Source organism: Pseudoalteromonas sp. MTN2-4, from assembly GCF_042848605.1.
Lineage (GTDB): Bacteria > Pseudomonadota > Gammaproteobacteria > Enterobacterales > Alteromonadaceae > Pseudoalteromonas.
The window spans coordinates 152,491-177,005 of sequence record NZ_BTGK01000009.1; the positions used below are offsets into that span (position 1 = coordinate 152,491).

The 24,515-nt window shown below is 42.7% G+C and carries 22 protein-coding genes; 16 read left to right on the top strand and 6 right to left on the bottom strand.

Going from position 1 to position 24,515, the window contains the following annotated elements; all coding sequences use genetic code 11:
- The 4 genes from ACGHEH_RS18065 (at window position 1) to lpxC (ending at window position 4,262) form a co-directional block, all read left to right on the top strand.
- On the top strand, window positions 1-780 hold the full coding sequence (locus ACGHEH_RS18065; protein ID WP_390448134.1) for a cell division protein FtsQ/DivIB: 780 nt from the start codon (window positions 1-3) through the stop codon (window positions 778-780).
- The gene (gene ftsA / locus ACGHEH_RS18070; RefSeq protein ID WP_390448137.1) at window positions 777-2,009 is read left to right on the top strand and encodes a cell division protein FtsA; all 1,233 of its coding nucleotides are present in this window, start codon (window positions 777-779) and stop codon (window positions 2,007-2,009) included. Before ACGHEH_RS18065 ends, ftsA begins: the two co-directional genes overlap by 4 nt.
- A gap of 21 nt (window positions 2,010-2,030) precedes the next feature.
- Window positions 2,031-3,266, top strand: a complete 1,236-nt coding sequence (gene ftsZ / locus ACGHEH_RS18075) for a cell division protein FtsZ (RefSeq protein ID WP_390448205.1) — start codon at window positions 2,031-2,033, stop codon at window positions 3,264-3,266.
- 84 nt (window positions 3,267-3,350) lie between these two features.
- Entirely contained in the window at window positions 3,351-4,262 is a 912-nt protein-coding gene (gene lpxC / locus ACGHEH_RS18080; RefSeq protein WP_058028665.1) for a UDP-3-O-acyl-N-acetylglucosamine deacetylase, read from the top strand.
- A 35-nt stretch (window positions 4,263-4,297) separates the two neighbouring features.
- Here the strand turns inward: lpxC and ACGHEH_RS18085 are convergent, their stop codons facing one another.
- Window positions 4,298-4,783, bottom strand: a complete 486-nt coding sequence (locus ACGHEH_RS18085) for a DUF721 domain-containing protein (protein WP_058028666.1) — start codon at window positions 4,781-4,783, stop codon at window positions 4,298-4,300.
- 350 nt (window positions 4,784-5,133) lie between these two features.
- Here ACGHEH_RS18085 and secA point away from each other — a divergent pair, with 350 nt between their 5' ends.
- The 7 genes from secA to ACGHEH_RS18120 all read left to right on the top strand — a co-directional run bounded on the left by secA (window position 5,134) and on the right by ACGHEH_RS18120 (window position 16,490).
- Window positions 5,134-7,842 (top strand): preprotein translocase subunit SecA, encoded by a 2,709-nt coding sequence (gene secA, locus ACGHEH_RS18090; protein WP_390448142.1) that lies wholly within the window; start codon window positions 5,134-5,136, stop codon window positions 7,840-7,842.
- Window positions 7,843-7,903: 61 nt separating this feature from the next.
- A complete protein-coding gene (gene mutT / locus ACGHEH_RS18095; RefSeq protein ID WP_390448145.1) occupies window positions 7,904-8,296 on the top strand; it encodes an 8-oxo-dGTP diphosphatase MutT in 393 nt (130 codons plus the stop codon).
- A 348-nt stretch (window positions 8,297-8,644) separates the two neighbouring features.
- The gene (locus ACGHEH_RS18100; protein WP_390448147.1) at window positions 8,645-11,236 is read left to right on the top strand and encodes a family 20 glycosylhydrolase; all 2,592 of its coding nucleotides are present in this window, start codon (window positions 8,645-8,647) and stop codon (window positions 11,234-11,236) included.
- 321 nt (window positions 11,237-11,557) lie between these two features.
- Entirely contained in the window at window positions 11,558-12,850 is a 1,293-nt protein-coding gene (nagP, locus tag ACGHEH_RS18105; protein WP_390448150.1) for an N-acetylglucosamine MFS transporter NagP, read from the top strand.
- Between the two features lie 211 nt (window positions 12,851-13,061).
- A complete protein-coding gene (locus ACGHEH_RS18110) occupies window positions 13,062-15,263 on the top strand; it encodes a YgiQ family radical SAM protein (protein WP_390448153.1) in 2,202 nt (733 codons plus the stop codon).
- A gap of 396 nt (window positions 15,264-15,659) precedes the next feature.
- A complete protein-coding gene (locus ACGHEH_RS18115; RefSeq protein WP_390448155.1) occupies window positions 15,660-15,908 on the top strand; it encodes a hypothetical protein in 249 nt (82 codons plus the stop codon).
- A gap of 9 nt (window positions 15,909-15,917) precedes the next feature.
- Window positions 15,918-16,490, top strand: coding sequence for a hypothetical protein (locus ACGHEH_RS18120; protein WP_390448158.1), 573 nt, complete (start codon window positions 15,918-15,920; stop codon window positions 16,488-16,490).
- A 7-nt stretch (window positions 16,491-16,497) separates the two neighbouring features.
- Here the strand turns inward: ACGHEH_RS18120 and ACGHEH_RS18125 are convergent, their stop codons facing one another.
- Window positions 16,498-16,791, bottom strand: coding sequence for a prephenate dehydrogenase (locus tag ACGHEH_RS18125; protein ID WP_390448161.1), 294 nt, complete (start codon window positions 16,789-16,791; stop codon window positions 16,498-16,500).
- A gap of 72 nt (window positions 16,792-16,863) precedes the next feature.
- Between ACGHEH_RS18125 and ACGHEH_RS18130 the strand changes: the two genes are divergently transcribed.
- Window positions 16,864-17,073 carry a hypothetical protein gene (locus tag ACGHEH_RS18130; RefSeq protein WP_390448164.1) on the top strand — a complete coding sequence of 70 codons (210 nt, stop codon included), beginning with the start codon at window positions 16,864-16,866 and terminating at the stop codon, window positions 17,071-17,073.
- Between the two features lie 16 nt (window positions 17,074-17,089).
- Here ACGHEH_RS18130 and epmB read toward each other — a convergent pair whose 3' ends face one another.
- The gene (epmB, locus tag ACGHEH_RS18135) at window positions 17,090-18,103 is read right to left on the bottom strand and encodes an EF-P beta-lysylation protein EpmB (RefSeq protein ID WP_390448167.1); all 1,014 of its coding nucleotides are present in this window, start codon (window positions 18,101-18,103) and stop codon (window positions 17,090-17,092) included.
- A gap of 42 nt (window positions 18,104-18,145) precedes the next feature.
- Here epmB and efp point away from each other — a divergent pair, with 42 nt between their 5' ends.
- Together efp and epmA are read left to right on the top strand one after the other, a co-directional pair.
- Window positions 18,146-18,712, top strand: coding sequence for an elongation factor P (gene efp, locus ACGHEH_RS18140; RefSeq protein WP_058028675.1), 567 nt, complete (start codon window positions 18,146-18,148; stop codon window positions 18,710-18,712).
- Window positions 18,713-18,798: 86 nt separating this feature from the next.
- The gene (epmA, locus tag ACGHEH_RS18145) at window positions 18,799-19,773 is read left to right on the top strand and encodes an elongation factor P--(R)-beta-lysine ligase (protein ID WP_390448169.1); all 975 of its coding nucleotides are present in this window, start codon (window positions 18,799-18,801) and stop codon (window positions 19,771-19,773) included.
- A gap of 23 nt (window positions 19,774-19,796) precedes the next feature.
- Here the strand turns inward: epmA and ACGHEH_RS18150 are convergent, their stop codons facing one another.
- The 3 genes from ACGHEH_RS18150 to ACGHEH_RS18160 all read right to left on the bottom strand — a co-directional run bounded on the left by ACGHEH_RS18150 (window position 19,797) and on the right by ACGHEH_RS18160 (window position 22,634).
- Window positions 19,797-21,005: a methyl-accepting chemotaxis protein gene (locus ACGHEH_RS18150; protein WP_390448172.1), complete on the bottom strand. Its 1,209-nt coding sequence runs from the start codon at window positions 21,003-21,005 to the stop codon at window positions 19,797-19,799.
- Between the two features lie 73 nt (window positions 21,006-21,078).
- On the bottom strand, window positions 21,079-21,771 hold the full coding sequence (locus tag ACGHEH_RS18155) for a glycerophosphodiester phosphodiesterase (RefSeq protein ID WP_390448175.1): 693 nt from the start codon (window positions 21,769-21,771) through the stop codon (window positions 21,079-21,081).
- A complete protein-coding gene (locus ACGHEH_RS18160; protein ID WP_390448178.1) occupies window positions 21,771-22,634 on the bottom strand; it encodes a DMT family transporter in 864 nt (287 codons plus the stop codon). The genes ACGHEH_RS18155 and ACGHEH_RS18160 overlap by 1 nt, the downstream gene beginning before the upstream one ends.
- Before the next feature lie 152 nt (window positions 22,635-22,786).
- Between ACGHEH_RS18160 and ACGHEH_RS18165 the strand changes: the two genes are divergently transcribed.
- Both ACGHEH_RS18165 and ACGHEH_RS18170 read left to right on the top strand, forming a co-directional pair.
- The gene (locus ACGHEH_RS18165; protein ID WP_390448181.1) at window positions 22,787-23,887 is read left to right on the top strand and encodes a sensor histidine kinase; all 1,101 of its coding nucleotides are present in this window, start codon (window positions 22,787-22,789) and stop codon (window positions 23,885-23,887) included.
- Window positions 23,884-24,486, top strand: coding sequence for a DNA-binding response regulator (locus ACGHEH_RS18170; RefSeq protein ID WP_390448184.1), 603 nt, complete (start codon window positions 23,884-23,886; stop codon window positions 24,484-24,486). Before ACGHEH_RS18165 ends, ACGHEH_RS18170 begins: the two co-directional genes overlap by 4 nt.
- The last annotated feature ends 29 nt before the right edge of the window (window positions 24,487-24,515 follow it).

The following is a 24,515-nucleotide window of genomic DNA, read 5'->3' on the forward strand; positions in this document are numbered from 1 at the left end:
ATGCGTGCTCTTTTTGAGAAAGCTCAGGCAGTTAATTCACAACTCAATTGGCAAAAGATATTGAGTGTGGGCTTTTTCGTATTGGTAGCAGGCTTACTGGTTCGCGGTGGCTACTGGGTATCTGATTGGTTGGTTGAAAACCAAGATGCACAAATAAAGAAAATAGTGGTGTTAGGCAAACCTAAATACACCTCTGACAAAGAGGTTGTCGCTGCTATTAAACAGGTTGATTTAAGTAGTTACTTTCAACTGAATGTGAAAGCAGTACAGCGCTCGGTACAGGACTTACCTTGGGTCGCAACGGTATCGGTAAGAAAACAATGGCCTGACGAATTACAGGTTTACATTGTTGAGCATAAACCCGTGGCCATTTGGAATAGCGACTTGCTGTTAAACGCTAAAGGCCAAGTGTTTCAGGCAGACAACGAAGCCTTACAGGCTTACTTGCCCCAACTATACGGGCCTGAAGGAAGTGAACTAGAGGCCTGGCAAGCATTCTTACAGTTTAAAGATATGCTGGCAGTAAACGATTTTAATTTGGTGAGTTTAGCGCTGTCTGAGCGTTTTGCTTGGCAATTATGGCTTGAAGATGGCGTGCGACTTAACCTCGGGCGCGAAGAAAAAGCCAAACGAGTACAAAGATTTATAGACGTGTATCCAAGTATGCAAATCCCTGAGGGCGGCGTACTTGATACGGTAGATTTAAGGTATGACACCGGCCTTGCGGTGAGCTGGAAGTTTCCAGCACAAACAGAACAACAAAATAAGAGTGAAGCATGACTAAGTCAATAGAAAGAAACTTAGTAATCGGCCTTGATGTTGGTACCTCAAAAGTGGTAGCAACAGTAGGTGAGATAACAGCAGACAATCAGCTCAGTATCGTTGGTGTGGGGTGTCAGGAATCTCATGGAATGGATAAAGGGGGAGTGAACGATCTCAACCTAGTTTCTGATTCCATTCGCCGCGCAGTCGACGAAGCCGAATTAATGGCTGATTGCCGAATAGGTTCAGTTTACCTTGGTATTTCAGGTAAGCACATTCAATGTCAAAACGAGAGTGGTGTTGTTGCGATTAATAACGCAGAAGTGACTGAAGATGATATGGACAATGTAATGCATATTGCCCGTTCAGTGCCTATTTCTGCAGAGCGCAAAATGCTTCATTCATTGGCGCAAGAATATAGCATCGATATGCAAGAGGGCATTAAAAACCCGCTTGGTATGAGTGGTGTACGTATGGAAGCGAAAGCTCACATCATCACCTGTTCAAATGATATGGCTAAAAACATTGAGAAGTGTGTTGAGCGTTGCGGTCTTCAGGTTGACCAATTAACGTTTGGCGCATTGGCATCGAGTTATGCGGTTTTAACAGATGATGAGAAAGAGCTAGGCGTCGCAGTACTTGATATTGGTGGCGGTACCATGGACTTGGCCATTTATGTCAATGGTGCATTGCGCCATACCGCAGTGATCCCAGTGGCTGGTAACCAAGTCACGGGCGACATAGCGAAGATTTTCAGGACGCCAATCTCTCATGCTGAGTCGCTAAAGGTGCAATATGCTTGCGCCAGCAGCCAAATGGCCAGCAGTGAAGAAACCATTGAAGTGCCAAGTGTTGGTGGTCGTCCAGCGCGATTAATGTCGCGCCATACATTATCTGAAGTGGTTGAGCCAAGATTCAGAGAATTATTTGAACTGGCGTTAGAAGAAGTTCGCCGTTCTGGTTTTGAAGATCAAATAGCCGCAGGTTTAGTTGTAACAGGCGGTACTGCAAAGATGACTGGCGCATTAGAAGTGGCTGAAGATATCTGCCAAATGCCAGTTAGAATAGGTAAACCTGTAAATATCACAGGTTTAACAGATTATGTTGACGATCCTGCATATGCAACAGCCGTAGGTTTGTTACAATACGGTCGTTCTCTACACTCGGTTAATGCACAAAAGTCGAGAGTAGATACGGACGTGAGTTGGTGGAGCCGCGTATCAAAGTGGTTCCAAGGTGAGTTTTAAACTCGAGTCGGAGAGTGAATGATGTTTGATATTATGGAACAACACAGCGAAGAAGCTGTGATCAAAGTGATTGGTGTTGGCGGCGGCGGCGGTAACGCTGTTGAGCACATGGTAAAACAAGAAATCGAAGGTGTGCGATTTATTGCTGCTAACACAGACGCGCAAGCGTTACGTAAATCATCTGCAGATGTAACGGTACAATTAGGTACGCAAATTACATCTGGTCTAGGTGCGGGTGCAAACCCTGAAGTAGGCCGCAAGTCTGCTGAAGAAGATATTGAAACGATCAAAGAAGCGTTAGATGGCGCGGATATGGTCTTTATCGCTGCCGGTATGGGCGGCGGTACAGGTACGGGTGCAGCACCTGTCGTTGCGCGCGTAGCAAAAGATTTAGGAATTTTGACTGTAGCAGTGGTAACACGTCCGTTTGACCTTGAAGGTAAAAAGCGCATGGCTGCGGCTGATCAAGGTATCGGTGAGTTGTCAGAAATTGTAGATTCACTTATTACAATTCCTAACAACAAATTACTTAAGGTTTTAGGTAAAGGCACTACACTGTTAGACGCATTCGCGAAAGCGAACGACGTACTATACGGTGCGGTACAAGGTATCGCTGAACTTATTACACGTTCAGGTCTTATCAACGTGGACTTTGCGGACGTACGTACAGTTATGTCGGCAATGGGCACTGCTATGATGGGTACTGCATCAGCGTCTGGTCCAGATCGTGCGCAAGAAGCTGCAGAAGCGGCTATCTCAAGCCCACTATTAGAAGACGTCGATTTAACCGGTGCAAAAGGTATTTTGGTTAATATCACAGCGGGTATGGATATCACCATCGAAGAGTTTGAAGTGGTTGGTAACCATGTTAAAGCATTAGCGTCTGAAAATGCGACTGTGGTAGTCGGTGCGGTAATCGACCCAGAAATGAGTGATGAGCTGCGTGTAACTGTTGTTGCAACTGGTTTAGGTGGCGACCGTCGTCCTCAGTTTGGCATTATTGATAACGGTATGCAGCAGGTTTCAGGTAGTGACGCGCAAACAGCTGCACCAGCATCAAGCCAGCCAGGCATGTTTGTACCAAGCTTTACACAAACGAGCACTGAGCAGCCGACAAGTGCACCGGAGCAAACACAGAGTCAAGCGACTCAAGCTCCTAAAACACCAGCTCCTGAGAGCAAACCAGCAGCGACTGGTGAGACTGAAAAAGGCGATTACTTTGATATTCCTGCCTTTTTACGTAAACAGTCTGACTAACAAACTGGTTACATATTAAACGATTGGCAGCTGGTCGTATCTGTGATACAATCCACGGCCCAAGTGACATGAATAGGCGAAGTTATGATTAGACAACGTACAATTGCTGAAGTTGTTAAAGCGACAGGTGTCGGTCTACATAAAGGTGAAAAGGTTACCATTACTCTCCGACCAGCGAGCGAGAATACCGGTGTTGTATTCCGTCGTGTCGACCTTGATCCTGTTGTTGACTTTGAAACAACACCAGAAGCTGTTGGCGATACACAGCTATGTACATGTTTGACTAACAAAGATGGTGTGCGTTTATCGACCACTGAACATCTAATTGCCGCTGTTGCTGCACTGGGTATTGATAACCTTGTTGTTGAATTAGATAGTGCTGAAGTACCGATTATGGACGGCAGTGCATTACCGTTCATTTATTTACTACAAAAAGGCGGTATCAAAGAGCAGCAAGTTGCTAAACGTTTTATTCGTATTAAAGAAACTGTACGCGTTGAAGACGGTGATAAGTGGGCAGAAATTACCCCTTACGATGGTTTCCACATTGATTTTGAGATTGACTTTGATCATCCAGCAATCAATGACAGCCGTCAGCGTATCGGTCTTGATATTACGGCACAAAGCTTTACTGAAGAAATCAGTCGCGCACGTACGTTTGGTTTTATGAAAGACATCGAGTATATGCATGCCAACAACCTAGCGTTAGGTGGTAGCATGGATAACGCGGTTGTTTTAGATGAGTACAAAGTACTTAATCCGAACGGTTTACGATACGATGATGAGTTTGTTAAACACAAGATCTTAGATTGTGTTGGTGACATGTTTATGGCTGGCCATAACATTCTAGGTAAGATCACCTGTTACAAGTCAGGTCACGGTTTAAATAACAAACTGTTACGTCAAATTATGGCGACTGAATCAGCGTGGGAATGGGCGACATTTGAAGAGCCAATTCATATGCCTGCACCAGGTATGGAGCTTGCGAAAGCTTAATACAGATTAATTATAAAAAATGACGCTTTTTAGCGTCATTTTTTTTGCTTGTTTTTTGCCGCGTGGGTAGCGAGCTTGAGTAGTTTTGCTTGTAAACTCGGTGGTGCATGCGCTGCAAGCTCTGTTAATTGTTCAGCAGTGCTTTCGCTCATGGTTCGACTACTTTTTTGTGTCTTGAAGCTAGGTTTGGGCTCACTTAATCTTAATTGTGCATCGGGGTTAGAAGTGACTTTCACTTGTCCACACTCAGCAAAACCGTTTTGTCTGAGGTGAGACAAAATATCTAGTTTCAGATAGTTAAGTCGAGTTGCTAATGTGGCAGAAACGGCTTCAATCACTAAAGTGCCATCTCGGTAATTTGCCACGCGGCACTTTTTACTCAATATAGGACCCAGCGCTTTATCAAGCTCTGCTTGTAAAACTTGCAGACTATCGGTTTTTGCACCGAATTGGGTGATCTTGTTAGACCATTTGCCCATCAATTCATCTATGGATTTTGGATCATAGCGATTTTTAGCCATACAGCAGATGCCACTTCAAAATTAACTTACCCAAGTATAACAGCATAACGACAGACGAGAAGTGATTCTTGTCAGTGAATATGCTTGAAATTTATGCCTGTCGTCACCATATAAAGAGAATTACCAGTTGGACCATCTTGCGGAACAAATGAATTGCCAAGGCTTTTTTGCTTGATTGCATTTCAAAGGTTTGCAGACAGCGTGAGTCTGGTATGATAGGGGCAATTTTATATTCGGCATTCAGTAGGGCTTGATTGCTTTTACTGCCAACAGGACGCAGGGTGGCCATTGATATCCAATGTTAAAAGTGGATATGCGGTCAGCCATCACTAGAGTGAAATGGTTTAAACATGATAGCGAACATTTTTACCAAAATTTTTGGTAGTCGTAACGACCGAACGATTAAAAAACTAAGAAAGACGGTCGCATTAATTAATGCATTAGAAGAACAACTTAGCGCACTTTCTGATGAAGAATTAAAAGCAAAAACAGCAGATTTCAGAGCGCGTTATGAGCAAGGCACTAACCTTGACGATTTATTGCCAGAAGCATTTGCGACGGTACGTGAAGCTTCAAAACGTGTCTATGGCATGCGTCATTTCGATGTACAAATGATCGGTGGTATGGTGTTGCACCAAGGTCGTATTTCAGAAATGCGTACCGGTGAAGGTAAAACCCTTACAGCGACTCTACCTGCCTACTTGAATGGTTTAACAGGTAAAGGTGTTCACGTTATTACGGTGAATGATTACCTAGCAAAACGTGATGCCGAAACAAACCGCCCGCTATTTGAATTCCTAGGTCTAACTGTTGGCTGTAATGTGCCTGGTATGATGCCAGATGCGAAGAAGCAAGCATATGCAGCAGATATTACATATGGTACGAACAACGAATTTGGTTTCGACTACCTTCGTGACAACATGGCGTTTAGCATTGAAGAACGTGTACAACGTCCATTGCACTTTGCGGTTGTGGATGAGGTTGACTCTATCCTAATCGATGAAGCACGTACGCCGCTTATCATCTCTGGTCCAGCTGAAGACAGTTCTGAACTTTACGCTCGTATTAACACCATAGTGCCATCACTGACACTTCAAGAGAAAGAAGATGAAGAAGGCGTTGAAGGTGACGGTGATTACACGCTTGATGAAAAATCAAAGCAAGTACACCTTACAGAGCGTGGTCAGTTAAAAGTTGAAGAACTTCTTACTGAAAATGGCCTGATTGAAGAAGGTGACTCACTGTACTCTGCAGGTAACATTTCGTTATTAAGCCATGTGTATGCAGCACTTCGTGCACACAAGCTATATCAAAAAGACGTAGACTACGTTGTAAAAGACAATGAAGTTATCATCGTTGATGAGCACACAGGTCGTACAATGGAAGGTCGTCGTTGGTCTGAAGGCTTACACCAAGCTGTTGAAGCGAAAGAAGGTGTGCGCATTCAAAACGAAAACCAGACACTTGCGTCTATTACTTTCCAAAACTACTTCCGTATCTACGAAAAACTATCTGGTATGACAGGTACTGCGGATACAGAAGCGTTCGAATTCCAATCAATTTATGGTCTAGACACTGTTGTTATTCCAACTAACCGCCCGATGATCCGTGATGATCGTGCTGATTTAGTTTACTTAACTCAAGATGAAAAGTTTGAAGCCATTCTTGCAGACATTAAAGACTGTCAAGAGCGCGGTCAGCCAGTACTAGTGGGTACGATTTCAATCGAAAGTTCAGAGTACTTATCTCAGTTCTTACGTAAAGAAAAAATCGAACACAACGTACTGAATGCGAAGTTCCACGCCCAAGAAGCAGACATCGTTGCTGATGCAGGTTTACCGGGTAAAGTGACTATTGCAACAAACATGGCTGGTCGTGGTACCGATATCGTATTAGGTGGTAACTGGCAGAGCGAAGTGGCAAAGCTAGAAAACCCTTCTGAAGAGCAAATCGCTGAAATTAAAGCGAATTGGCAAGAAACTCACGATGCCGTTATTGCTGCAGGTGGTCTTCATATCATTGGTACAGAGCGTCACGAATCTCGTCGTATCGATAACCAGCTACGTGGTCGTTCTGGTCGTCAAGGTGATGCAGGTTCAAGCCGTTTCTACCTATCGATGGACGATGCACTAATGCGTATCTTCGCAGGTGAGCGCATGACAAACATGATGCGTAAGCTAGGTATGCAACGTGGTGAAGCAATTGAGCACCCATGGGTTAACCGTGCAATTGAAAACGCACAACGTAAAGTAGAAGCACGTAACTTCGATATTCGTAAGCAGTTACTTGAGTACGATGATGTTGCAAACGACCAGCGTCGTGTTGTGTACGAGCAGCGTAACGAGCTACTTGAAGAAGGCGATATTTCAGAAACAATTACAGCTATCCGCAGCGATGTTGTGAATGGCATGATTGATCAGTACATCCCGCCACAAAGCTTAGCTGAAATGTGGGATATTCCAGCGCTTGAAGAGCGTATTAAAGCTGACTTCTTAATTGAACTGCCAATTTCTAAGTGGCTAGCTGATGATGACAAGCTTTACGAAGAGACATTACGTGAGCGTATCACTGAAGAGATCGACAGCGCATACAAACAAAAAGAATTGATGGTAGGCCCAGATGTACTGCGTCATTTCGAAAAAGCCGTGATGTTACAAAGTCTAGATCAACATTGGAAAGATCACTTAGCAGCAATGGATCATCTTCGCCAAGGTATCCACTTACGTGGCTATGCTCAGAAGAATCCGAAGCAAGAATATAAGCGTGAATCTTTCGAACTATTCTCTGCAATGCTTGAAAACCTTAAAACTGACGTAGTGGGAATTCTTGCGAAAGTACAAGTTCGTGCAGAAGAAGATGTTGAGAAAGTAGAAGAGCAACACCGTCGTGCAGAGCAAGCACCGCGTGAATATCAGCATGCTGAAGCAGAGCATGTTGGTGGTGACGTACCAGAAGGTGCAGTTGTGGCATCACGCACAGAGCCAAAAGTTGGCCGTAATGAGCCTTGTCCTTGTGGTTCAGGTAAAAAGTTTAAGCAGTGTTGTGGCAAGTTAAAATAATCACACACGCGTAAATTATTAAAAAGCGACTTTATAGTCGCTTTTTTTATCGGAGAAGAAAATGACAAAGAAAGTAGTCGAAGTCGCGGTTGGCGTAATAAAGCGTGATGAGCACATATTTATTACTAAGCGTGATGAGTCGCAACATCAAGGCGGCCTTTGGGAATTCCCTGGCGGTAAAATTGAATCAGGTGAGTCAGTCACAGAGGCGCTGGCGAGGGAATTAAAAGAAGAAGTGAATATTGACGTGCATAGCTCACAAAGTTTGCTTGAAATTGAGCATGACTATGGTGATAAGTGCGTGAAGTTGTTTATTCATATCGTTGAAGACTTCTCTGGCGAAGCAACAGGACTTGAAGGGCAGGCATCGCAGTGGGTGGCAATCAATGATCTGAACAATTGGGCGTTTCCTGCTGCAAATGTTGCCATTATTGATGCGTTACAAAAACAGTAACTAGCTAACAAAAGAGTGATGACTTCAGCGTTTTGAATTGACAGTAACAAGAAAGTGCTTTTATAAAAAGTGACTAAATAATACTGGCTCTGAGAGCTAAAAAGTCAGATATAACCGTAATTTAATAAAATTTAATTTATCTAAACCCGCGAAATTGCGGGTTTTTTTATTTTATGAGCTGTTCATGGAAAATATTTGATAGCGCTGTCATTTTGCATTTACTATGATGAAATTATTGAACTGAAAATCGCACTCGCAATAAAACATGGGCGTGCAGTTCTTACTTTGTCGTCCTAAGCTAACTGTAGTGGCGAGTCGACCATATTTTACGTTTACCAAGGAGCTAAAATGATAAACAAGAAATTTGCTCTAGCGGGTATCATGGCTGCAATGCCATTATTTGCTCAAGCTGGTTTATCTCAACAACAAGTAGATAATTTCGCAAAAGGTACAGCACTGACTTTTGCAGTTGAAGACAATTTTCATAACGGTGCAGCCAGTTTTATCGGTTCTATGCGTTTACAAAATAATTCGTCAGTTGCTTTGCCAAAAGGCAAAAGTGATTGGCAAATTTACGTGCATTCAGTGCGTAAAATTTCAAAGGTAAATACCCAAGGTATTGCTATTGAACACATAAATGGTGACTTACATCGTTTTATACCCACAAACGAGTTTAAAGGTCTAAAGGCTGGTGAAAGTTTAAATGTCGAGTTTGAAGCGGGCGCTTGGGTGGCTTCATATTCCGATTTTATGCCACGTGCTTTCCTGGTCAGTAACAAACAAAAACCAGCCATTTTTGCTAATACAGACACCGAAGACCTAACCACATTTATTGCGCCATTTAAACGTGATAATCAGTTATATCGCTACAATGAGCCAAAAGATCAGACAAAACTTGCTACTCCTGCGCTACGTTTTGAGCGTAATCAAAGCAATATTGAAGTCAGCAAAGAAGATGCGCTGAAACGTATTATTCCAAAGCCTCACTCAGTTGACTTCAACCGCGGGACTGCAGAGCTTGATAGCAGTTGGCAGATTCGTTTCGCAGGACGATTAAAGTCAGAAGTGGCCGTTTTCCAAGAAGATCTTGCTGACTATGGTTTAACACTCAAGGCTGAAGCCGATCATATTGTAGCAGGCAAAACGCCGACTATTTTCTTGAAAGTGAATGATGCACTAAAAGTTGATGGTAAAGTGGCTTCTGAAAGCTATCACCTAGAAATTGATGATGACAAAGTAGTTATTACAGGTAGCGACAACGCGGGTGTCTTTTACGGTATTCAAAGCTTCTTAGCGCTAATCCCTGCAGATGCAAAAAATACAGTGTCAGTGCCTAACGTAGAGATTGAAGATACGCCGCGTTTTGCTTGGCGTGGTATGCATTACGATAATGGTCGTAATTATCATGGTAAAGATGCGCTGTTCAAAATGGTTGAACAGATGGGTCGTTATAAAATGAATAAGTTCCACTGGCACTTCTCTGAAGATGAGGGCTGGCGCTTAGAGATCCCTGGTTTACCAGAGCTGACAGACATTGGCGGTTATCGTTGTTTCGATTTAGAAGAGCGTAGCTGTTTGTTAACTCAGTTAGGTACTGGGCCATTTAAGTCGGGCACAGGTAACGGTTATTTAAGCCGTGAGGACTTCGTTGAGCTACTGAAGTTTGCTAAAGCGCGCCATATTGACATCATTCCTGAAATTGAAGGTCCGGGTCACGCTCGTGCCTCAATTATCGCGATGGAAGCTCGCTATGATCGTTTAATGGCAGAAGGTAAACCTGAAGAGGCTAAAGCGTATCTATTATCTGATCCTAAAGACACGTCTCAGTACTTAACGGTTCAAAACTACACCGACAATTCAATGAATGCGTGTATGGATTCGACTTATGCATTTATTGAAAAAGTTACTTACGAGCTACAAAACATGTATCGCGAAGCGGGTACGCGTTTAACAAATCTTCACTTTGGTGGTGATGAAGTTGGTGCTGGCTCTTGGGTTGGTTCACCAGCATGTCAGGCGATGTTCGCTGATCCGAATAATGGCGTAGCAGGTCCAAATGATTTAAAGCCTCACTTTACTCAGCGTGTTGCAACTATGTTTGCTAAACGTGGCATTGCACCAGGTGCGTGGGAAGATGGGTTAATGTACGACAAAATTAACCCGTTTAAGCGTGATGAATTCCCTAATGAAGTATTTACTGCCAACGTATGGGATAACATCTGGGAGTGGGGCGTTGCTGATAGAGCACACCGCCTAGCAAACAATGGCTATCAGGTTATTTTATCTCATGGTACACATTTGTACTTTGACCACCCTTATGAAGCGCATCCTGAAGAACGCGGCTACTACTGGGCGACGCGTTATACCGACACGAAGAAAACATTTAGCTATATGCCAGATGATGTTTATGCTAATGCCGACTATACCCGCAGCCGTGAGCCAATTGTTAATTTAGAAGCATTAGTCGGTCGTGAGCTACCGAAACTTGAAAAGCCTGAGAACATTCTGGGCATTCAAGGTCAGGTGTGGAGTGAAACAATTCGCACTGAAGATCAAGTTCTACGCATGGTATTCCCGCGTATTCTTGCTGTTGCTGAGCGTGCTTGGTACAAAGCAAGTTGGGAAGGCAGTAAGATTGAACCAAAGGCATTTGCTAAAGACTGGCATACTTATGCTGCTGCATTGAGTGTGAAAGAGCTTGCTAAACTTGAGCGTGATGGTGTGAATGTTAATTTACCAGTACCTGGCGCAAAAGTTGAAAACGGTCAGCTAGTGGCTAACGCTGCGTTCCCACATTTAGAGATTCAATACAGTACCGATGGCGGCCAATCTTGGTCTGAGTACACCTTACCTGTTTCTGTAAGTGGTAAAGATGCGGTGCAATTACGCACAACATTAAACGGCAAGAAGTTTAGCCGTGTTACGCAGTTAACACTTTAGTAAAGAGTTGAAAATAAAGAGATACCCCTATGTGTTTTGGTATTGGCGCAGGCGGCAAAAATCACCAGAGGCCTGAACATAGCTAGTCTATGAGATGGTCCGAATGATTGCAGCTAACACATGACAATATTAAAAGACGACGGGAAAAAGGGCCGAATGGCCCTTTTTTAATTAGCTGGTAAGGCTAGTAATAGAACAAATTTTAACGTAAAGTTAAATGTCAGCGCTGTCATTTTTCTGTTTTTAAGCAGAAAAAGCTGAAAAATTTTATGGCATTGTGCCAATCTGACATAATTAAAATCACACAACGAGTAGAAGTTTATGGAAGCAACTGTGTCAAATTCAACGACGACTAAAAGCAATGCCATTCCTTTGGCTATCGTTGCGGCGATGTTCTTTATTCTGGGTTTCGTTACCTGGTTGAATGGTTCATTAATGCCGTATCTAAAGCAACTTTTTGATCTGACTCCTATTCAGGCGTCTTTGATCTTATTCTCTTTTTATATTGCAGTGACATTTACTGCTATCCCATCGGCAAAATTTGTTAAGAAAGTGGGATACAAAAACGGTATGGCCATCAGTATTGGTATGATGATGGCAACAGCTCTGTTATATATCCCAGCAGCGAAAACTCAGATATTTGCGCTATTTTTAGTGGCACAGTTCACTATGGGTATCGCGCAAACAATTCTTCAAACCGCGGTTAACCCTTACGTAGTACGTTTAGGACCAGAAGAGTCGGCAGCGGCACGCGTAAGTATCATGGGCATTCTTAACAAGTTTGCCGGTGTTATTGCGCCATTAGCATTCACCGCACTTGTATTAGGCGGCTTTAGTGAAGCTGCTTCAAGCGCGCCTTTATCACAAGTTGAAAAAGATGCTATGGCAGGCAACTTAGTGATGCCTTACCTAGGTCTTGCTGCATTTATTGGTTTGTTTGCTGTGGGCATCAAATTTGCTCCACTTCCTGAAATAGAAGAAGAAAATGAAGATAAGTCTGCGGGTACTGTGAAAGAAGCTTTAGCTCATCCTAATCTAGCGTTAGGTGTAGTTGCATTATTCTTGTACGTAGCGGCTGAAGTAATCGCAGGTGATACGGTTGGTTCATTTGCATTAACTTTAGGCGTTGCGAATTATAGTGTAATGACCTCATATACTATGGCATTTATGGTAACAGGTTATGTACTAGGTATTCTTTTAATTCCTCGCTTTATCTCGCAACAAACAGCTTTAACAATTTCAGGTATTTTGGGCTTAGTTCTAACCCTGGGTATTGCATTTGTCGATAGTGCTGCAACATTAAACGTCCCGACCTTTGGTGAAATGCCAGTAGCTGTATTCTTTTTAGCACTATGTGGTTTAGCAAATGCAATCATGTGGCCGGCAATTTGGCCATTAGCTTTGTCTGGACTTGGCAAGCTAACTAGTGTAGCTTCTGGTTTATTAGTTATGGGTATTGCTGGTGGTGCTTTTGGTCCACTTTTCCTAGGTTTAGCAAAAGGTTCTGAAGCAACAGTTGCATCTAGTCAAACAGCATACCTGGTATTATTACCATGTTACCTATTTATCCTCTTCTATGCCCTGAAAGGTCATAAAATGAGAAGTTGGAAGTAAAGCATTTCTATCTAAAAGTAGAAATAATCCCGTGTGTAATGCCACCGTAAGGTGGCATTTTTTTGTCTGAAATTTACTCGTAACATCCTTAGTACTTTCAATACCCTAGCCGTAACCCATCAACGATGGAACTTCACTAGCGCTGTTTCAGATTCCAGCACGATGCGATATGCGGTATAATCGGCGCCTTTTTTCTATTGGGGCAATTTACATGAACGCGTTAAAAGCGGAACGAGCACTGTTTTCCTATCCCAAATATTGGGCGGAATGTTATGGCAATGCACCTTTTCTTCCGACAACTCGACAAGAGATGGAGGAACTAGGCTGGGATAGCTGTGACATTGTGTTAGTAACCGGTGATGCGTATGTAGATCACCCAAGCTTCGGCATGGCCGTTATCGGCCGTGTTTTAGAAGCACAAGGTTTTAGAGTCGGCATTATTGCGCAGCCTGATTGGTCAAATAAAGATGCCTTTATGTCACTGGGCAAACCAAATTTATTCTTTGGTGTAACCGCTGGCAACATGGATTCGATGATCAACCGTTACACAGCTGAAAAACGTATGCGTCACGATGATGCCTACACGCCGGGTAATGTCGGTGGTAAACGTCCAGATAGGGCAGTTGTGGTATATAGCCAACGCTGCCGCGAAGCTTATAAAGATGTGCCTCTGGTAATTGGCGGTATTGAAGCCAGCTTACGTCGTATTGCCCACTACGATTATTGGCAAGAAAAAGTGCGCCGCAGCATCATCTTTGATGCTAAGGCTGACATACTCATTTACGGTAATGCTGAGCGTCCGTTAGTCGAAGTGGCGCATCGTATTGCAGCTGGTGATGACATTAGCCAGATCCAGAATATTCGCGGTACTGCGGTCATTCGAAAAGAGCCGTTAGAGGGCTGGCGCGGTAGTGATTCAACAGCCATTGATAAAGTGGGTAAAATAGATCCAATTCCAAACCCATACGGTGCTGATGATGTGGGCTGTAGTAAATCTGAGTTTGCCAAAGCTGGCATAGATTTAAAAGCGGAAGAGGCTAAACCTATCGTGGTTCAACCGCCCAAATTAAAGCCATGGGAAAAAGCCTACGTAAAGCTGCCTGCTTTTGAGCAAGTAAGCGTAAATAAGCCGCTTTATGCCCACGCTTCACGTATTTTGCACCAAGAAACCAACCCAGGCTGTGCTCGTGCGTTATATCAGCGCCATGGTGACCGTTATGTGTGGGTGAATCCACCTGCGTTTCCTTTAGAAACTGAAGAAATGGATATGGTGTTTGGTTTGCCATACCAGCGTGTGCCTCACCCTAAATATGGCAATGAAAAGATCCCTGCCTACGATATGATCAAAACTTCGGTAAACATCATGCGCGGGTGTTTTGGTGGTTGTAGTTTCTGCTCTATTACAGAGCATGAAGGGCGAATTATTCAAAGCCGTTCAGAAGAATCGATTCTAGATGAAATTGAACAAATTCGTGACAAAGTGCCGGGCTTTACTGGCGTTATCTCAGACTTAGGTGGCCCAACAGCCAACATGTATAAGTTGCGCTGTAAGAGCAAAAAGGCTGAGAGTACTTGTCGACGTTTATCGTGTGTGTTCCCTGATATTTGTAAGCACATGGATACTGATCACACACCAACGATTAACCTGTATCGAAAAGCACGTAATGTAAAAGGCATCAAAAAGATCCTGATTGCGTCAGGTGTACGTTATGACTTAGCCATTGAAGATCCGCGTTATGTGAAAGAGTTAGTATCACACCACGTAGGCGGATATTTAAAAATTGCCCCAGAGCATACCGAATCGGGTCCGCTGTCGAAAATGATGAAGCCGGGCATGGGCACTTATGACAAGTTTAAAGAGCTATTTGATAAGTACTCAAAAGAGGCAGGTAAAAAGCAGTATTTGATCCCATACTTTATTTCTGCTCACCCAGGCACGACCGACGAAGATATGGTAAACATGGCGCTATGGCTAAAAGCCCACGACTTTAAACTCGACCAAGTGCAAAACTTTTATCCATCTCCTATGGCAAATGCGACGACGATCTACCATACCGAGATGAACTCGCTGCGTAATATCAAGAACAACAAAGAAGTGGTGAGTGTGCCGAAAGGGGCAAGACAACGTCGCTTACACAAAGCCATCTTGCGCTACCATGATCCTGCTGGGTGGCCGATGATCCGCGAAGCCTTACGTAAAATGGGTAAAGCAAAGCTAATCGGCGGTGGACCAAATTGTTTGGTGCCAGACGAAACCAGACAAGAGAAAGCGCAGCGTGGCAAAAAAGGTGCAGGTCATGGGCAGCAAGCTCGTAAGGGCGGTAAACCAGCTCTGACACGTCATACCGGGTTTAGTCAGTTTAAAAAGGCCAATACTAAGCCGAGAGTAGGGGCGAATAAGAAAAGGCCTTAATTGGCTTTTTCTTATTTTGAGCTTAACAAAAACACATCTGAAAAACATATTATCTGTTTCTTATAAACAAGCATCTCATCTATAGCTTAAGGGCTTTATACAATATCGTATTGAAGCCCTTTTTGTTATGTCAAACTGAATAAAATACGAGCTTTGCCACCTGTTTACTTTTAAAACTTTCAACTTGCGGTTTAAAAGTCTTGTGTTAAATTTATGTTTCAACTCATTTGCTATTAAGGATCAATATGCAAATCAAAAACTCTGCTGCTTGTTACAGCATTATCACTCCCAACCATCAGTGTCGCAAACACTGAAATAGTTAAAAAAAACGCTTATGGCGCTCTATCGGTAAATCTAGAAAGTAATACTTTTCTTTTCTCAGGCAGTCGTGGCGAGGTGAATATCACCAACTCACAAAGTGAGCTTAAGTATACTTTTGAAGATGGCAGTTTTATAAGAATTGATCTATCGAAGAATGAATTAGAGAGATTCAGTGCTAAAACCAAGCGCTCAGAGATATTCACTTCAGTTAAATTACCAGAGTCTATTTGGGATGTCTCGGATGATGCGCGTGCTTCATTTGAACAGTTTCAAAATTTCACTGAATCTCCCGCATTTGATCAAAGTACGAGTTCATTAAATTAAAGTTTAAAAATGAAAAATAATTTAATCTCAGCACTTATTTTAAGCCCTTTTCTCTTAGGGCTATACTTCACTCTATCTGACTTGAAACAAGCTATATTTTGTTTTGCCATCTTTGGTTTTACGATGTTTTTTCATTTGTTTAGAAAGCAAAGTAGTTCATTTACAGGGCAAATAAAGTCAATGCAAGCATCCATTAAAACGCATTATATTATTACGTTATGGGCGCTGTTTTCAGTAAGCTTAATTTTATTTGTAGAGCAATCTGAATTAATGCTTTCATTGCTGGTGAGCAGCTTATTAGCATGTACATTTTTAAGTTGGGCTTATGTACAAAATAAAGTTGGCGGAAGCTATTTTCAGTTTATCGCTTGTCTTTATAAAAAGAACGCAATTTACCTTTTAATTTTGACCATGATGACTTTATTACTGATTGTGATATTGGTTATAGAGTTGATTGATAGCGCGACTCATTCAGAGCCTTTAAACCTAAATAGCCTTATCAGATTACTGCCATTACTGTATTGTTTTCACAGTGTGCAACTTGAAGCAGTACTTGTATCAGAGCAAATAAAAGAGGCTTAAGCCTCTTTTATTTAAATGTAGCCAGCAATTGTATTAAGTTTTGGATTTTAAACACCACGGCTTTTAACTTCTCTTCGTCTAAATTTTCCATTTTACTGAGTGCTTCAACGTCTGCGGCTGTATCAAGCACATAAGGCTTGAAGCGTTTTGCTTCAAAATCAAAGCCCGCACTTTTATCGAATAGTGCGGTGAATTTTCCATGCCCTTGTTGCTGCAATTCATCTAATTTTTTATCTGCATCAAGTGCCTGACGGTAAACGACTTTTAGATTTTCATTGAGTTTTTCAATAACAGCTTGCATGTTTTTCCTAAAGTTGTCGGTAAATCGGCCGATAGTGTACGAGGATTCAATTAAAAAGTCAGGTACATGCTTATGAATATTTCAGGAGGTTCTTTACCTGTAATGTCTGATGCTGGTGAAGGTGGTAAAGTAGTAAGTGCTGCTTTAGCCAAAAAGCAGCAGCAGGTAGAAGGTAAAGCGGCACTTGCTCTGATTGATGCTGCTAGTACTAGTTCGGCAGCACAGAGTCCAGCACAATCAACAACAGCTACTTTAGGTAATAATATTAACGTGTACGTTTAATCGTTCTCGATTGGTATTAGCTTAGTTGTAAATCAATCGGTGTCTTGCTTTTTTTGCCACCGATTTCTCTTACTAACTTAGGTACCAAAAAGCCTGGTAGTTCTGCTAGCATACCCGCCATCAAAGTAAGCGCAGCTTCTTCAGACATATCAAAATGACTGGCACCTTCTACTTTGTCTAGTAAGTGTAGGTAGTAAGGCAGAATATCCGCCTCAAACAGCTTTTCGCTCAGTGCTACTTGCGCTTCTACAGTGTCATTTATCCCTTTTAACAAAACCGCTTGATTAAGTAGCGTGACATTCGCTTGTTTAAGCATTTGCATGGCGCTTGCAAAGTCATCGTCAATTTCGTTGCTGTGATTAATGTGATTCACAAAGATGATTCTTAGTGGGCTCGCTTTAAATCGCTCGCATAACTCAGGCGTAATACGAGCAGGGATCACCACAGGTAAACGGCTATGAATACGCAGGCGTTTAATTTGTGGTAGTTGCTCTAATTGTTCTAAAAACCAACTAATGGCGTTGTCTTTGGCCATTAAAGGATCACCGCCACTCAAAATGACTTCATTTACATACGTGTGATTTTTTAAGTACTCAATGACTTCAAGTAAAGCCTGCTTATTTACTTGGTTGTCTTGATATGGAAAGTGACGTCTAAAACAGTATCGACAGTTCACCGCGCAGCCGGTTTTAAACATCACCAACACACGAGAGCGATACTTATGCAATAAACCGGGAATGGCGCTTTGTTGTTCTTCTAATGGATCTTTGTTGTAGCCAATTTGAGTAATAAATTCTTGGTGCTGAGGTAGCACTTGCAGCAAGAGCGGGTCATTCGGATCGCCAAAACGCATCTTCTTTATAAATGGCAGTGGCACACGCATCGGGAATAAACGACGCGCTTCTAGGTCTTTTTCACTGAAATGGCTGTCGATGCCAAGCATTTTTACTAGAGTTTTTGGGCAAGTGACCACATTTGCCAATTCTTTTTGCCAGTTACTATGCAAATTTACTTCATTTGTTTGTATCATTAGCAGGTTTATTACTCGATAAAAGAAGATTAGAGGATACCGATGGCGAATTATAGCACCAACGAGTTCAAGGGCGGCCTAAAAATTATGATCGATGGCGAGCCGTGCACCATCTTAGAAAATGAAATGGTTAAGCCGGGTAAAGGCCAAGCGTTCAACCGCGTTAAGATCCGTAAACTGATCTCAGGTAAAGTACTTGAGAAGACTTTCAAGTCTGGTGATTCAGTAGAAGGTGCTGACGTAATGGAAACTGAGCTAGCTTACCTATACACAGACGGTGAGTTCTGGCATTTCATGAACAACGACACATTTGAGCAGATCGCTGCTGATGAAAAAGCAATGGGCGACAACGTAAAATGGTTAGTTGAAAACGACGTATGTACAATTACACTTTGGAACGGTAACCCAATCGCGGTAACTCCACCAAACTTCGTAGAGCTAGAGATCACTGATACTGATCCTGGTCTTAAAGGTGACACAGCGGGTACAGGTGGTAAGCCTGCAACTCTCACTACAGGTGCTGTAGTACGTGTGCCACTATTCGTTCAAATCGGCGAAGTAGTGAAAGTAGATACGCGTAGCGGTGAATACGTAGGTCGAGTGAAGTAACAATCAGTTATTTCTGAGACCAAAAAATCCCAGCCTAGGCTGGGATTTTTTATGGTTAAAATAAATTTTTGAAAGAGTTAGATAGTATGTCTGAAATTAGCTGGGCACCGAGTGCGGATATTCAAACACTCAAACAGCGTGCGGTAATTATCGCGAAAATTCGTCAATTCTTTGCTGATCGCGATGTGATGGAAGTCGAAACGCCAAGCTTATCGGCTGCCAGTGTGACAGATGTTCATTTAGCGACTTTTGCGACTGAGTTTGTGGGCCCTGGCAATGCCGAAGGGCTGCCCTTATACATGCAAACCTCTCCTGAGTTTGCCATGAAGCGCTTGCTTGCCGCGGGCAGTGGCGCCATTTATCAATTAGCCAAAGCATTTCGTAACGAAGAATCGGGTCGTCATCACAACCCTGAATTTACTATGTTGGAATGGTATCGCCCGGGGTTTGACGAATTTGATTTAATGAATGAAATTGATGCGTTGATGCAGCTTATTTTAAACTGCAAAAAAGCCACCTCTGTGAGTTATCAACAAGTCTTTATAGATCTATTAGGACTAGATCCCCTTGAAGCAACGCTGAGCGAGCTGCAGCAACTTGCCACAGAAAAAGGCTATGGCGATATTGCCGCAAGCGAAACTCACAAAGACACGCTTTTACAATTGCTCTTTTGCATGGAAGTCGAGCCTAAAATTGGCATTGAATCGCCTTGTTTTGTGTATCACTTTCCAGCCTCGCAAGCGGCATTGGCGCAATTAAATCCAGATGACACGCGGGTAGCAGGGCGCTTTGAGTTGTATTTTAAAGGTATGGAATTGGCCAATGGCTTTAATGAACTCACGGATAGCAAAGAGCAAGCATCGCGTTTTGCGGAAGATAACCAGTTCAGAGTGCAAATGGGCTTGCCAGAAGTGGCAGCAGATGAACGCTTCTTAGCGGCGCTCGCACATGGTTTGCCACAATGCTCGGGTGTAGCGCTAGGCATTGATAGGTTAGTGATGCTAGCGACGGGCAAGTCGTCAATTAAAGAGGTGATAGCCTTTGATGTCACACGTGCCTAACACATGTGACATCTGACTTTAATTTACCTCACAAAGCGGCGTAATTCGTCTTGCGTCGTTTGTGTGAGTTTTTGAGCTTGCTGACATTGCTCTGAAGCCGCATCAATTTGCTGTTTTGCTTGTTGTGCAAGTTCAACAATATTGAGTACCGTTTGATGGGTGTGGTTTTGCGTCGTTTCAAGTTGATGTACTTCACCGACGATGGCTTCGAGCTGTGTTTGGTTATGCTCAAAGTCACTACACATGCTAGCAAACCCTCCCGACGTCTCGCTGATGGCTTTCTCAGCCGAGCTTGAATGACTAATCAACTGTTGTGACTCTTGATGTGTCTCTCCGACTAACACATCCATTTGGTTGATGAAGTCACTGATCTGACGCGTCGCATCGTTTACCTTAACTGATAGATTTCTAACTTCATCGGCAACCACCGCAAAACCTCGACCAGCTTCACCAGCTCGCGCCGCTTCAATTGCCGCATTCAATGCCAGTAAGTTAGTTTGATCTGAAAACTCTTCAACCATCTTCAGGATGCTGCGTATGTTGTCACTGTTCTCTTTTAGCCCTGCGACAGTATTAGCGAAATTACCAAGCAATTGCGTGATGTGCTGAATTTCACCCACTAGAGTTGATAAAGATTGCGATGAGCCGCGCACAAAGTGCAGGCTTTCGGTATTAGCTTGATATACATGATCGGTATTACCCACAATACTTTGTAAGCTATGTGTCACTTGGTCGCTGGCGGCAATGATAGAGTCACTGCTCGAAATTTGTTGCGCACCCAATTCAGAGGTTTGTTGCATAGAGTGAGTGACTTCTTGGTTAGAGTTGGCTGCAACTTCAGCACTATGATAAGTGTTGTTGAGTAGCTCACTTAAGCGGCTGGTAAAGTGATTATATTGCTCACTGACTTCACGGAATTCATCGTAGGTAAACTGCGGCAACTTGGCCTCTAGATTGCCATCATCTCTATTTATTTGTTCTAGTGTATCGCGCATGGCTTTGATAGGACGCACGATAAGAAAACGCATATAAAATAGCGTAAAAATAAACCCACCGATGGCGCCAAGTGCCATTAACCAAAATAGTCCTGTGCCTTGTTTATCTTCAGTTAATTCTGCGTACAGCCAAAATAAAGTGATGAGCTGGAAAGCAAATAAAAAGCTCAGGTTGCCGAATATCTTTCTAGAGAGAGTAAAAAAGAAACTCTGTTCAATTTGATTATATAAACTCATGTATAGACTCATATTTTGGCTCTTATTGTCGCCATTTTCTTTTAATCTTAGAACATACTAGGGATTTCTTGCATTATCGCGACAAAATCATTTTTGCGTAGCAAGGGTAGTTTGTAAAAATACCATCTACGCCTAAGTTCTGCATTTCTTCTATTTCTTGTTGTTTATCGACCGTATAGGTCATGACCTTTAGGCCTCTTTGCTTGGCATCTGCCACAAACTCATGGTTAATAAAGTTCTTATCTAAATGCACACTGTAGGCATGCAAGTTTTCTGCAAAGTAGGCGTAATTAAGCGGAATAGAGGCGGTTAACGCGCCTATTTTAACCCATGGCAGGTTTTGTTTGAGCCATTTTAGCTGATGGTGATCGAACGAGGAAAGCAATAGCTGTTCACGCTCAATGATACCCTCAGCCACATTTTGTTCGAGGATTTGAACCAGTTTATCTAGGCCAAAGGTGTGTTTGAGCTCAAGATTAACTTGAGTTTGCTTACCAACTAGCTCGAGCACTTGTTGCAAATTAAGCACGTGTTGACCCTCTCCAGCATCGAGTTTTGCGATTTCTGAAAATGGTGTATCAACCACTCGGCCATTACCATTGGTTGTTCGGTCTAACCAAGAATCATGAATGATCACAAAGTCATCGGCGCAACTTTGTACGTCGAGTTCTATGCCATCAACTTGGGCTTGCAAAGCCGCAGTAATGGCAGAAGCTGTATTTTCAGGATAGTTACCACTGGCACCTCGGTGCGCAAAGATCTGCATTAGGCTTTTTTCCTTGTGATTGACCAAGTTTCAAAACAGGCTGCGCTGACAACCAGCAAGCCGCCGATTAAGGTCATCATATTTGGCTGTTCTGACAATAGCATAAAAGCCAATACGGTGCCGTACAAGGGTTGCAAACAAGAAATTAACCCGGCCGTTGTCGCTGATAGAAATCTTAAACTGCTAGCAAAGAGTGCATGTGGCGCCGCGGTAAAAATAATACCAGCTAATAACAGTAACCATATATCTTGTTCGGGTAAGTCTGTCGGCCCAGCATCAACGAATGCACAAAGCATTAAACTAGCCACAATGGTTTGATAAAGCATAGTTTGCGGACCGCCATAAGATGAGAAGTACTGCTTTTGCAGCAGATTTCTTAATGCAAATAACAACCCTGAGAAAATGCCCGTGACTATCCCTAATGTAACGTCATTACCCAGGTTAGCTTCTGGCACTAATAAGTAAATTCCGAATAATACTGTCACTGCACTGATGATGTCTTTGCTTTTAAGTTTTTGCTTACTGAAGAAAGGCTCTAGAAACACAGTGATCACCGGGTAAGTAAAGAAAGCGATGATGCCTGTTGCAACGCCTGCTAGTTGCATACCGGCAAAGTAAGTTACCCAGTGTAAGCCAACGACAATGCCTAAAATTATGGCGATGCCGTAATCTTTTTTGTGATTAAGGGCGATGGCTTTGCCTTGAAACTTGAGTAAGCAAACGAGGGTAATAAAGGCGATGGCTGTACGGTACACCGTAATATCAAGCGCGGATAAGGCAATGAGTTTAGAAAATAGTGCAGTACCACCGAACAGCAGGACGGCGGTATGGAGCTGAATAAGTGCAGATTGTTCTGAGCGCATGGTCGTTGGATGTTGTCTTTTTTTTTGAGTCTATCATTGATGACACTTGTCACTAAACAAATTATGAATAGCCGTTAATCTATGTAAGTATAAGTACCTATTATGTTTTCGAGACTACTCCAATAACAGGCTGACCCGGAACTGGAATGAACATGCTGAACAAACCCCACAATATGGCATTAGCCCACCCCAATAAAAAGTTTTGGAATTGGGGGCCACTATTTTTCTCAAGCTTTTTCTTTTTTCCTTTACTGACTAATTGGCAGTCGTTATCAGTGGGTGATATTACGGCGCAGCTCGCTATCTATGCATTTTTTGTTTTTCTATATGGTATTGCTCTTTATAAAAAAGGTGAGTCAGTAACTCCTAGTCTAGCTGCCATGGCGTTACTCTGTTGTTTGGGTACTTATGTGACCTATGGCACTCACTCTTTATTTGGCTTTATTGGCTTTTTCTGTGGTTTTAATTATCGCAGAAAGCAAAGCTTTATGATGATGGCTGCATTGCTGGTGGTTATTTTTATTAGTGCATTTTTATTTGTGCCAGTGAAATCACTGTACTTTGTTTCTCCTGCAGCGATTGTCAGTATTGGGTTGTTTATTTTTGGCATGATGGAGCAAAGAGAGCGACTCTATCGTGATCAACAAGCAAAAGACCAGCAACAAATTGAGCAGTTGGGAGCAATTGCTGAGCGAGAGCGTATTGCTCGGGACTTACATGATTTGCTTGGTCACTCTTTATCGTCAATTGCGCTAAAAGCAGAATTGGCGAGTAAGCTCACTGCGGCTGGAGCAAATGAACAAGCTTCACAAGAATCGGAGCAAGTTGCGCAATTAGCCCGAGACTTATTAAGCGAGGTTCGACAAGCCGTTTCTGGTTTAAAACAAGTGGGGCTATATGCGCAGATTGATGTATTAGTCGCACGTTTGCAAGATGCAGGCTTTATTGTAGAGCAATCAATTGATCGGGTTGTGTTAAGTGCAGAACAAGAGTCTAATTTGTGTTTTATCTTTAAAGAAGCGGTGACCAACATAATCCGCCACAGCAAAGGAAAGTATGTTAAATTACAATTGAGTTCCCAAAGTGGGGTCGTTGAGTTGCAGATCAAAGATGATGGTATCGTTAAAAAATATCAGTGTGGAAATGGCGTTGAAGGGATCAAAGACAGGGTCGCGACACTGCAGGGGCAGTTTGATATTAGTACAGATTCAGGTATGGCCATCAACATTCAGTTTAAGGAGCGCGTTGTATGATCAAAGTATTAGTCGTCGAAGATCAAGGGTTAGTACGAGGGGCCATTAGCGCCTTGTTAGGATTAGATGTGCAAATAGAAGTAATTGCACAAGCTCAAGATGGATTAGAAGGGTTAAATGCGCTTCAAGAGCATGAAATCGACATTGTGCTCACTGATATTGAAATGCCAAATATGACAGGGCTTGAACTTGCTGAGCAAGTCATAGAAAAGTACCCGAATAGTAAAGTGGTCATTATGACGACTTTTTCTAGGGCGGGATATATTCGTCGTGCCATGGGCATGGGGGTGAAAGGGTTTGTGCTTAAAGAAGCGCCCAGTGAGTATTTGGTCAATACCCTGAAAAAAGTCATGGTAGGACAAAAAGTCATTGATCCTGAGCTGGCAATGAGTGCGTTAGAAGACAAAGATCCTCTTTCTGAAAAAGAGCGTAAAGCGTTACGTTTTGCGAGTGAAGGGTTAAAAACTGCCGAAATTGCACAGAAATTGTTTTTGAGTGAAGGCACAATTAGAAATTATTTGTCAGAAGCGATTGCGAAACTAAACGCAACAAATCGAGTTGATGCGGCCCGAATAGCTAAACAAAAAGGCTGGCTGTAATTTAACCTGTCATGTAGACTATTGCAAAA